Consider the following 9811-nt stretch of genomic DNA (forward strand, 5'->3'; position numbering starts at 1 on the left):
GATCCTGGCATGCATGGCGGCATCCGGCTCGCCGCCGGCGCCGTGCCAGCGGATGATGTGATCGAGCAGCGCCCCGGTGGCCGACTGGCCGCCTTCCGACAGCCACAGACCGGGAAGGCCGGCGCCATAATACGGCCCCCAGACACCGGCGAAAGGCTGCGGGTCGGGCGACATCGCCATGACGCAACTCGAGGTACCGGCGATCAGGGCCAGATGGCGGCCGATGTCCTTCGCGTCACCGGCGAAGCCTCCGAGCACGCCAAGCGCGCCGGCATAGGCATCGATGACGCCGGCGCCGACCCGGCATTTTTCGGTGAGGCCAAGCTCCGCCGCGGCTTGTGCGCCGAGCGGACCGATATCGGCACCGACCGGGCTTGCCTTTCCCGGCAGATTGCCGTGCTCGAAAAGGTCGCCGAGCCCGACCGCTTCGAAGAAGTCGCGCCGCCAGCCGGTCTCTTCATGGGCCAGATAGGTCCATTTGGCGGTCAGCGTGCATTGCGAACGGGCGAGCGAGCCGGTTGCCTTCCAGGTCAGGAAGTCAGTGAGGTCGAATAGATAGCCGGCTTCGTTCCATGTTCCGGGCAGGTTACGCTTCAGCCACATCAGCTTGGGCGTCTCCATTTCCGGCGACATGACGCCGCCGATATAGTCGAGCACGGCATGGCCGCTTTCGGTGCATTCGTCGGCCTCGGCAATGGCACGATGGTCGAGCCAGACGATGGTGTCCCAGCGCCTTTCACCAGTGACGGACACGCTGAGCTGGCCGCCATGCCGGTCTCGCACCACCAGCGAGCAGGTGGCGTCAAAGGAGATGCCGACGATATCCTCGGCCTTCACGCCCGCCTTTTCGCGGGCGGCACGGACGGCCATGCACACCGCCGACCAGATATCCTGCGAATCGTGCTCGGCGTGGTCGGCCTTCGGCTGTTGCATGGCGATCGGGTGCTCGGCGCGGCCGAGCAAGGCGCCAGCGGTGTCGAGAATGCCGGCACGGGCGCTTCCGGTGCCGACATCGACCGCGCAAACGAAACTGTTGGTCAAGGTGTTCTTGCTCTCGCTCCCAGGCCTGCAATCAGATCGGGCAATTGCAGCATGTCAGCGAATATAAAGTCCGGCTCACTCGACGCAAGCCGCGCTTTCAGTGCCGGGTTGCCGGTGTGCGAGCCGCCGGTGAAGGCAAGGACGCGCATGCCGGCCGCCCGCGCCGCTTCGATGCCGGCCGGGCTGTCCTCGACGACGAGGCAGTTTCGCGGGGCCGCTCCCATTTTATCTGCTGCATGGAGAAAAAGATCGGGCGCCGGTTTGCCCCGCGCCACCATGGCAGCGCTGAACAAATGCGGCTCCAGCAGCCCAAGCAACCCCGTAACCTGGAGCGCATAGCGGATCCGCTCCAGCGTGCCGGAGGAGGCGACGCAGCACGGCACGCCGAGCTTCGGCAGGACCTGTGCGATGCCTGGCATCGGTTTCAGCTCCTGGCGGAACTTGCGCATCAGTTCGGAGCGCATCTCGATCAGATGCTGGTCGGTGAGATCGAGCCCGAAGTCGCTTGCGAGGATTTCGCGGACGCTCTTCATGCTCTTGCCGAGGAAGTGCTCGTAGGCAATGTCCTCGCTGACGTCGCCGCCCGCAAGCGCGATCATCTCCAGCAATGCCGCGACCGACAGCATCTCGCTATCCACCAGCACGCCGTCACAGTCGAAAATGACCAGTTCAGGCGTCATCGCGCTGGATCGGCTTCAGAGGTCGCCGGCGAGATAGCGCGTCAGTGTCGCGCGCGCGCCGTCCGCCCACAGCGATTTGAGCGCTTGGCCGAAGGCTTCGGCGAACGGCGGAGAGCGGCCGACATCGCCATAGATGTCTTCCATGGCAAGCCAGGCAGCAGGCATGCCCCTGGCCGCCTTGGCGGTCGCCTGCAACCGGCCCCAGTTCGGGTCGTTGGGCTCGGTGACGGCACCGGAATCCGTCGTGCCGAAGCAGTAGCGACACCAGAGTGCCGATTCCAGCGCCAGGCCGGTGACGCTCTTGCCGGCCTTCAGCCGGTCGGCGATGGTCGGAATGATGAATTTCGGCTGGCGGTTGGAGCCGTCGAGGCAAAGCCGCCGTATAGTGTCGCCGATCTTCGGGTTGGAGAATCGGTGCTCGATGAGTTGGTAGTAATCTTCGAGGTCGGTGTCCGGCACCGGCGGCACGGTCGGGATGATCTCGTCATGCTCGAGCTTGTCGAGGAAGCCGCATACCAGCGGCTCCTGCATCGCCTCATGAACGAAATGGATGTCCATCAGCCCGGCCGGATAGGCGATGGTCGCATGGCCGCCATTGAGGATGCGGATCTTCATCAGCTCATAGGGCGCGACGTCGCTGACGAACTGCACGCCGACCTGTTCCAGCGACGGGCGGCCATCGGTGAAACGGTCCTCCAGCACCCATTGCTTGAACGGCTCGCAAAACACCGGCCAATTGTCGTCGAGGCCGAACTCGCTGGAGAGAATGCCGCGCTCGCGGTCGGTTGTGGCCGGCGTGATGCGGTCGACCATGCCATTGGGAAAGGCAACGTTTTCGCTCACCCAGTTTGCCAGATCCTCGTCGATCAGCCGCGCCAGGCCGATGACGCCATCCGAGGTGACGTGGCCGTTATGGGGGATGTTGTCGCAGGACATGATTGTAAAAGGCACGATGCCGTCGGCGCGGCGGCGCAGCAGCCCGGCGAGGATGAGGCCGAAGACGGTCTTCGGTGTCGCCCCGAGTTGCGCGTCGGCAACGATGTCGGGATGCGTCGGATTGAAGACGCCGGAAGCCGGATCGATGAAATAGCCACCCTCGGTGATGGTCAGGGAAACGATCTTGATCGCCGGATCGGCAAGCTGCTCGACGATTGCGGCCGCGTCGCCCGGCATCAGGAAATCGATCATGACGCCGGTGACGCGCGCGCTCATATGGCCGCTGTCCTGCTCGACCACGGTGGTCAGCCAGTCCTGTTCCTGCAGCTTGCCGCGGCCGACCTTCTCGCCCTCGAAGACGCCGGCGCCAACAATGGCCCAGTCGTGGCCGACGCCCGAATTGAACAGGTCGTCGAGATAGACGGCCTGGTGCGAGCGATGGAAATTGCCGACGCCGAAATGCACGATCCCGGCCTTGAGCGTGGCGCGATCGTATTTCGGGCCGGCGACCTTGGGCGGCAGCGTAGCGAGGTTGGAAGAAGAGAGTTTCACGGACATCTGTTTTTACCCTTTAGCGGGACGGCTCTTCCCCCCGTGGAGGAGACGGGGAGAAGAGCGCCTTGACCCCCCTCAACTCATCCACTGGCCGCCATCGACATTATAGGTCTGGGCAACGATGTATTCGGCCTCGTCGCTGGCCAGGAACACCGCCATGCCGGTGAGGTCTTGCGCCGTGCCCATGCGGCCATAAGGCACGGCTTCGCCGACCAGCCTCTTCTTCTCGCCCCTCGGCCGGTTCTCGAACTTGGCGAACAAGGCATCGACATGGTCCCAGTGCTCGCCGTCGACGACACCCGGGGCGATGGCATTGACGTTGATGCGGTGTTTGATCAGGTCGAGCCCTGCCGACTGGGTGAGCGAGATGACCGCCGCCTTGGTGGCGCAGTAGACGGCGACCAGCGCCTCGCCGCGGCGCCCGGCCTGGCTTGCCATGTTGATGATCTTGCCGCCCTTGCCGCGGGCAATCATCGAACGGGCGGCGGCCTGCAACGTAAACAACGTGCCGGCGACGTTGACCGAAAACAATTTGTCGTAGCTTGTCTTGGTGATCTCGACGATCGGCGCCAGGTCGAACAGGGCAGCATTGTTGATCAAGATATCGAGGCCGCCGGCCCTGGCTTCGACCGCCTTGACGGCCGCATCGATAGACGCGAGATCGGTGACGTCCAGCTTTACCGCGTAGGCGTTGTGGCCGATTTCCGAAGCCGTCTTCTCGGCGGCTTCGAGATTGATGTCGCCAATCGCGACCGTCGCCCCCTCCCGCATGTAGGCTTCGGCAAACGCCCTGCCGATGCCGCGCGCCGATCCGGTAATCAGCGCCGATTTACCTCCGAGCCTCATTGCAGCATCGCCTTCCCATCGGTGCCGAAACGATGCAGCTTGGTCTTGTCCGGTGTCAGGTAGATCGTGTCGCCGTGATGGGCGGCCAGCTCGCCGTCGGCGCGCACCGTCAGCTGCCCGACACCATCCGCCTGGACGTGCAAAAACGTGTCGGAGCCGAGATGCTCGGCAACGCCGACCGTCGCCTTCCAGTCGCCAGACGTCTTCGAGATGTTCATATGCTCCGGGCGGATGCCGACTGTCTTGGCGCCATATTTGGCGGCCGGCGCGCCTTCGATCAGGTTCATCTTCGGCGAACCGATGAAGCCGGCGACGAACAGGTTCTTCGGCGTCTTGTAGAGCTCCATCGGCGAGCCGACCTGCTCGATATTGCCGGCATTGAGCACGACGATCTTGTCGGCCATGGTCATCGCCTCGATTTGGTCGTGGGTGACGTAGACCATGGTGGTCTTGAGCTGGTGATGCAGCTCGCTGATCTCCAGCCGCATGGTGCCGCGCAGCGCCGCGTCGAGATTGGACAACGGCTCGTCGAACAGGAAGGCCGAAGGCTGGCGCACGATGGCGCGGCCGATGGCGACGCGCTGGCGCTGGCCGCCGGAGAGCTGGCCGGGGCGGCGGTCGAGGTAGTTGGTGAGGTTCAAGATGCGGGCGGCGTCCTTCACCTTCTTGTCGATGGTGGCTTTGTCCTCGCCCGCCATCTTCAGCGGGAAAGCGATGTTCTTGGCCACCGTCATGTGCGGGTAGAGCGCATAGGACTGGAACACCATGGCCAGCTTGCGCTTGGCCGGCGCCTCACCGGTGACGTCGCGGCCATCGATATTGATGGTGCCGCCGCTGGTATCCTCCAGGCCAGCGATCAGACGCAACAGCGTTGACTTGCCGCAGCCTGACGGGCCGACGAAGACGACGAACTCGCCGTTCTCGATGACCAGGTCGAGACCGGGAATGATGGATGTCGCCCCGAAGGATTTGGAGACGTTCTTGAGCGTGATGTTTCCCATGATTTCCTCCCCCGAAGGGCTATTTCGTCGTTTTGCGTCAGGCCGTTTCCGTTACTTCACCGCACCGAATGTCAAGCCGCGGACCAGCTGCTTCTGGCTGAACCAGCCCATGATCAGGATCGGCGCGATCGCCAGCGTCGAGGCGGCCGAAAGCTTGGCCCAGAACAGCCCCTGCGGGCTGGAGAAGGAGCTGATGAAAGCGGTGAGCGGCGCTGCTTCGGTGGTGGTCAACCGGATCGTCCAGAACGCCTCGTTCCAGGCGAGAATGATGTTGAGCAGCATGGTCGAGGCGATGCCGGGCACCGCCATCGGCGTCAGCACGTAGATGATCTCGTTCCACAGCGATGCGCCATCCATGCGCGCCGCTTCCAGGATCTCGCCCGGGATCTCGCGGAAATAGGTGTAGAGCATCCAGACCACGATCGGCAGGTTGATCAGCATCAGCATGACCATCAGGCCGATGCGGCTGTCGAGCAGTCCGGTGTCGCGGAAGATCAGGTAGATCGGAAACAGCACGGCGACGGCCGGCATCATCTTGGTGGAAAGCATCCACATCAAGATGTCCTTGGTGCGTTTGCCCGGCGAAAACGCCATCGACCATGCCGCCGGTATGGCGACGAGCAGAGCCAACACGGTCGAGCCGACCGACAGGAACACCGAGTTCAGGAAGAACTTGAAATAACCGTTCTGCGCCTGGACCTCGGAATAGCTCTCCGTGGTTCCCGACGGGAACAGGTTGAAGCCCTGGATGGCCTCCTGCTCCGACTTGAACGAGGTGATGATCGTATAGAGGATCGGGAAGAAGATCAGCAGTGCGACGATCCAGGCGGCCGCGGTCGCAATCGTCTTGTGCTGGGTGGTGACTGCACGTGCCATCTTAGCCTCCCTTATTTGTCCAAGTTCTTGCCGACGGCGCGCATGGCGAAGAAGGCGACGATGTTGGCGAGAATGACTGCGATGATGCCGCCGGCGGACGCCTGGCCGATTTTGAACTCCAGCAATGCCTTCTGGTAGACGAGGAAGGGCAGGTTGGTGGAGGCGTAACCCGGGCCGCCATTGGTGGTGACAAGGATCTCGGCATAGACCGAGAGAAGGAAGATCGTCTGGATCAGGATGACGACGGTTATGGCGCGCGACATATGCGGCAGCGTCAAATAAATGAAGCGGCTGATGAAGCCGGCACCGTCCATTTCGGCGGCTTCCTTCTGCTCGCCGTCGAGCGACTGAAGCGCGGTCAACAGGATCAGCGTCGCAAACGGCAGCCACTGCCAGGCAACGATGATGATGATCGCCAGGAGCGGGTGCTGCCCGAACCAGTCGATCGGCTGCCCGCCGAAGAAGCGCGCAATATCGGCGAAGACACCGTATTGCGGGTGCATGATCATGTTCTTCCAGACCAGTGCTGCCACCGGCGGCATGACGAAGAACGGCGAGATGACGAGGATGCGGACGATGCCCTGTCCCCACATCGGCTGATCGAGCAGAAGGGCCAGCAGGATACCGCCAATCACCGTGATCAAAAGCACGCTGACGACGATGGTGAGCGTGTTGAGGATCGACTGCAGGAATGCCGGGTTGGAATAGAACAGCGCGTAGTTCGAAAAGCCGACGAAGCCGTCGCGCATCGGATTGAGCGGATTGTACTGCTGGAAGGAGAACCACAGCGTGAATGCCAGCGGCACAATCATCCAAACCAGCAGCAGCACCACGGATGGCGCCATCATGAAACGGGCAAGCGAACGGGTCTGCTGAGTAGCCATGACGGTCACCCTTCGAGGTCAGCCAAGTTTTTTCAGCGGTATGAAGCTGGCCGCCCGAACTGGGATTCGGGCGGCCGGTGCCGATTGCTATTGGCAACCGGCACCGGGAGGAGCCTTACTTGATGTAACCACCCTCGGTCATCGTCGCGGTGGCGGCATCCTGCGCCTGCTTCAAGGCATCGTCGACGCTCGACTGGCCGGCAAGTGCCGCTGAGAAGAGCTGGCCGACGGTGGTGCCGAGACCCTGGAACTCAGGAATGGCGACGAACTGGACGCCGACATAAGGCACCGGCTTGACGGTTGGGTGCGTCGGATCGGCGGAGTTGATCGAGTCCAGCGTCATCTTGGCGAAAGGCGCTGCCTTCTGGTACTCGGGATTGGCATAGAGCGAGGAGCGCGTTCCCGGCGGAACGTTGGCCCAGCCTTCCTTCGAGGCGACGAGCTCGGCATAGTGCTTGCTGGTAGCCCAGGATACGAACTTTTGAGCGGCGTCGGCCTTCTGGGTGCCGGCGGGGATGGCCAGCGACCAGGCCCACAGCCAATTGCCGCGCTTGCCCAGGCCATTGTCCGGCGCCAGCGCATAGCCGACCTTGTCGGCGACGGTTGAGTTCTTCGGGTCGGAGACGAAGGAGGCAGCGACAGTGGCGTCGATCCACATGCCGCATTTGCCCTGCTGGAACAGCGCCAGGTTTTCGTTGAAGCCGTTGGACGACGCGCCCTCGGGGCCGTCGGCCTTCATCAGGTCGACATAGAATTGCAGCGTGTTCTTCCATTCGGGCTGATCGAATTGCGGCTTCCAGTTCTCGTCGAACCAGCGCGCGCCGAATGAGTTCGACATGGCGGTCAGGAAGGCCATGTTCTCGCCCCAGCCTGCCTTGCCGCGCAGGCAGACGCCGTTCACGCCGTTGGCGCGGTCGGTCATCTTGTCGGCGGCCTGCTTGATGAAGTCCCAGGTCGGTGCATCGGGCATCTGGAGCCCGGCCTTTTCCATCAGATCCTTGCGGTACATGACGAAGGAGCTTTCGCCGTAGAACGGCGCTGCGTAGAGCTTGCCGTCGACCGACAGGCCGCCGGCTATGGCCGGGATGATGTCCTTGACGTCATAATCGTCGCCGAGCTTGTCGAGAGGCAAGAGCCAGCTCTGCTTGGCCCAGATCGGCACTTCATAGGTGCCGATGGTCATCACGTCGTACTGGCCACCCTTGGTGGCGATGTCGGTGGTGACGCGCTCGCGCAGGACGTTTTCCTCGAGCGTGACCCACTGCAGCTGAATGTCGGGATTCGTTGCGGTGAAGTCGTCGGTCAGCTTCTGCATGCGGACCATGTCGCCATTGTTGACCGTGGCGATGGTGATGGATTCGGCATGCGCGGCGAAAGCGAGGGCGCTCGCCGAGAACAGGCCTAGGGTGAACGTGCGAAGTTTCATCAAAATTCCTCCCATAAACCAAGATGAGCATTTGCCTTGGCTGTGAGCAATTACTCACTTGCGGTGAATTATGTCAAGACGGATTCGTTGCTGCAGCGCAGCACGCCGGTCTCGTGCAGCGGCAAGCTTGGGCCACTCGCGGGATTTGTGGAGAGGGGCTCGGTCGGGCTCATCGCGCCGCCAAAAGCCGGAGCTTTGCTGTCCGGGTGGCTGGGATTCAGCCTATTGGCAAGCGATCTCGCTCAGGATCCAATCGCGGAAGGCGCGGATCTTCGGCACGTTGCGCCGCGCCGTCGGATAGACCAGCCAATAGGCATGGCCGTCGTCACCAACCAGATCAAAGGGCTGGATCAGGCGGCCGTCGGCAAGTTCGGTCTTGAACAGCGCCTTGGTAACGATCGCCACGCCGTGGCCGGCAATCGCGGCATTGGCCTCATAGGCCTGCGCGCCCATGCTGGTGCCGGGGCGCTTGGCCAGTTCCTCGACCGGCAGGCCGGCGGCGGCAAACCAGTCCCGCCACCAGATGTCGCCCGGGTCGAGGATCGGCAGCCGCAGCAGGTCGGCCGGCTCCTTGACGCCGCCGATGCTTGCCGCGAGCTTTGGGCTGAGAACCGGCGTGAAATCGGCCCTGAAAAGCATATGGGTCTCGACGCCCGGCCAGTTGCCGCCACCGGAGCGGATGGCGATGTCGATATCCTCTCTGGCAAAGTCGACAACTCTGTTCGAGGTGTCGACGCGCACCGCCAGCGACGGATGCGCGACCTGGAACGAACCGAGATGCTGCGCCAGCCAATTGGAGGCAAAGGTCAGCAGCGTCGAAACGCAAAGTACGCCGTCGGCGCCGGTGCGCGCGGCGGCATAGGCGCCGCTCAACAGCGCGAACGCTTCGCTGACCGCGGGCGCCAGGCGCTGGCCGGGTTCGGTCAGCACGATCTGTTTTGGCTGGCGCAGGAACAAGGGCGCGCCGATGCGCTCCTCCAGAAGCTTGATCTGATAGCTTGCCGCCGCCTGCGTCATGCCAAGCTCCTGGGCGGCCTTGGTGAAGGAGAGATGCCGCGCCACCGCCTCGAACACCCGGATCGCCTGAAGCGGAGGAAGCTGCGAAACCAGCTGTCGTGAATTGAGCTCCGGCATAAGCCCTCCTTATGGGCAATGATCGACGTTTGATTGGCGGCACCGGCCGGTCCTACCGATATTCCGTGTTGAAGATCAATTGCGCCTAGAGATAGTGAAGGCTGACGATCATGACCACGATACAGGAAAAGCTGCTTCTTGCTCCAGCCCATGGCTGGTTTTCACGGCTGGCGCGGGGATTGGCAAGGCACGCGGCGCGGAAACGGGCCTATCTCGACGTCCGGGAACTGCCGCCGCATCTGCAGCGCGACATGGGCTTCCTCGACGGCAACGATCCTTGCGGACGTCGCCAGTAGTGTCGCTCGTCTTATCGGGGGTTCAGATGCGTTTCGATTTCACATGACCGTTTCCGACCGCCAGCGGCTCGGAGATCATGCACCCGCCAGCAGGGCGGCGGCGGTGCGCTCATCGGTGATCAGGCCGTTGACCAGC

The 9811-nt window shown here is 62.9% G+C and carries 10 protein-coding genes; 1 reads left to right on the top strand and 9 read right to left on the bottom strand.

Annotated features, from left to right (window positions below):
- From E5W70_RS22145 to gcvA, 9 genes are all read right to left on the bottom strand, one after another.
- Nucleotides 1-1041, bottom strand: a 1041-nt coding sequence (locus E5W70_RS22145) for an FGGY family carbohydrate kinase (RefSeq protein WP_292662389.1), incomplete at its 3' end; no start/stop codon positions are given.
- The gene (locus E5W70_RS22150) at nt 1038-1721 is read right to left on the bottom strand and encodes an HAD family hydrolase (protein ID WP_292662392.1); all 684 of its coding nucleotides are present in this window, start codon (nt 1719-1721) and stop codon (nt 1038-1040) included. The genes E5W70_RS22150 and E5W70_RS22145, both read right to left, overlap by 4 nt.
- Nucleotides 1722-1736: 15 nt before the next feature.
- The gene (locus E5W70_RS22155; RefSeq protein ID WP_292662395.1) at nt 1737-3215 is read right to left on the bottom strand and encodes a mannitol dehydrogenase family protein; all 1479 of its coding nucleotides are present in this window, start codon (nt 3213-3215) and stop codon (nt 1737-1739) included.
- Between the two features lie 72 nt (nt 3216-3287).
- Nucleotides 3288-4058, bottom strand: a complete 771-nt coding sequence (locus E5W70_RS22160; RefSeq protein ID WP_292662398.1) for an L-iditol 2-dehydrogenase — start codon at nt 4056-4058, stop codon at nt 3288-3290.
- Nucleotides 4055-5059 (bottom strand): ABC transporter ATP-binding protein, encoded by a 1005-nt coding sequence (locus tag E5W70_RS22165; protein WP_292662401.1) that lies wholly within the window; start codon nt 5057-5059, stop codon nt 4055-4057. Before E5W70_RS22165 ends, E5W70_RS22160 begins: the two co-directional genes overlap by 4 nt.
- A 51-nt stretch (nt 5060-5110) precedes the next feature.
- Nucleotides 5111-5935, bottom strand: coding sequence for a carbohydrate ABC transporter permease (locus E5W70_RS22170; RefSeq protein ID WP_292662404.1), 825 nt, complete (start codon nt 5933-5935; stop codon nt 5111-5113).
- Nucleotides 5936-5946: 11 nt separating this feature from the next.
- Nucleotides 5947-6819, bottom strand: coding sequence for a sugar ABC transporter permease (locus tag E5W70_RS22175; protein ID WP_031195183.1), 873 nt, complete (start codon nt 6817-6819; stop codon nt 5947-5949).
- Between the two features lie 115 nt (nt 6820-6934).
- Nucleotides 6935-8245 (bottom strand): sugar ABC transporter substrate-binding protein, encoded by a 1311-nt coding sequence (locus tag E5W70_RS22180; protein WP_292662410.1) that lies wholly within the window; start codon nt 8243-8245, stop codon nt 6935-6937.
- Nucleotides 8246-8467: 222 nt separating this feature from the next.
- Nucleotides 8468-9379 carry a transcriptional regulator GcvA gene (gene gcvA, locus E5W70_RS22185; RefSeq protein WP_292662413.1) on the bottom strand — a complete coding sequence of 304 codons (912 nt, stop codon included), beginning with the start codon at nt 9377-9379 and terminating at the stop codon, nt 8468-8470.
- A 110-nt stretch (nt 9380-9489) separates the two neighbouring features.
- Here gcvA and E5W70_RS22190 point away from each other — a divergent pair, with 110 nt between their 5' ends.
- Nucleotides 9490-9675 carry a hypothetical protein gene (locus E5W70_RS22190; protein ID WP_292662415.1) on the top strand — a complete coding sequence of 62 codons (186 nt, stop codon included), beginning with the start codon at nt 9490-9492 and terminating at the stop codon, nt 9673-9675.
- Nucleotides 9676-9811 lie beyond the last annotated feature (136 nt).

The organism is Mesorhizobium sp., assembly GCF_005063415.1.
In the GTDB taxonomy this organism is placed as follows: domain Bacteria; phylum Pseudomonadota; class Alphaproteobacteria; order Rhizobiales; family Rhizobiaceae; genus Mesorhizobium.

Bases quoted from the DNA above. Each gene is read 5' to 3' on its own strand.
- E5W70_RS22165 (WP_292662401.1), bottom strand. From the start codon at position 5,059: ATGGGAAACATCACGCTCAAGAACGTCTCCAAATCCTTCGGGGCGACA.
- E5W70_RS22190 (WP_292662415.1), top strand. From the start codon at position 9,490: ATGACCACGATACAGGAAAAGCTGCTTCTTGCTCCAGCCCATGGCTGG.
- E5W70_RS22170 (WP_292662404.1), bottom strand. From the start codon at position 5,935: ATGGCACGTGCAGTCACCACCCAGCACAAGACGATTGCGACCGCGGCC.
- E5W70_RS22180 (WP_292662410.1), bottom strand. From the start codon at position 8,245: ATGAAACTTCGCACGTTCACCCTAGGCCTGTTCTCGGCGAGCGCCCTC.
- E5W70_RS22155 (WP_292662395.1), bottom strand. From the start codon at position 3,215: ATGTCCGTGAAACTCTCTTCTTCCAACCTCGCTACGCTGCCGCCCAAG.
- E5W70_RS22150 (WP_292662392.1), bottom strand. From the start codon at position 1,721: ATGACGCCTGAACTGGTCATTTTCGACTGTGACGGCGTGCTGGTGGAT.
- E5W70_RS22175 (WP_031195183.1), bottom strand. From the start codon at position 6,819: ATGGCTACTCAGCAGACCCGTTCGCTTGCCCGTTTCATGATGGCGCCA.
- E5W70_RS22160 (WP_292662398.1), bottom strand. From the start codon at position 4,058: ATGAGGCTCGGAGGTAAATCGGCGCTGATTACCGGATCGGCGCGCGGC.
- gcvA (WP_292662413.1), bottom strand. From the start codon at position 9,379: ATGCCGGAGCTCAATTCACGACAGCTGGTTTCGCAGCTTCCTCCGCTT.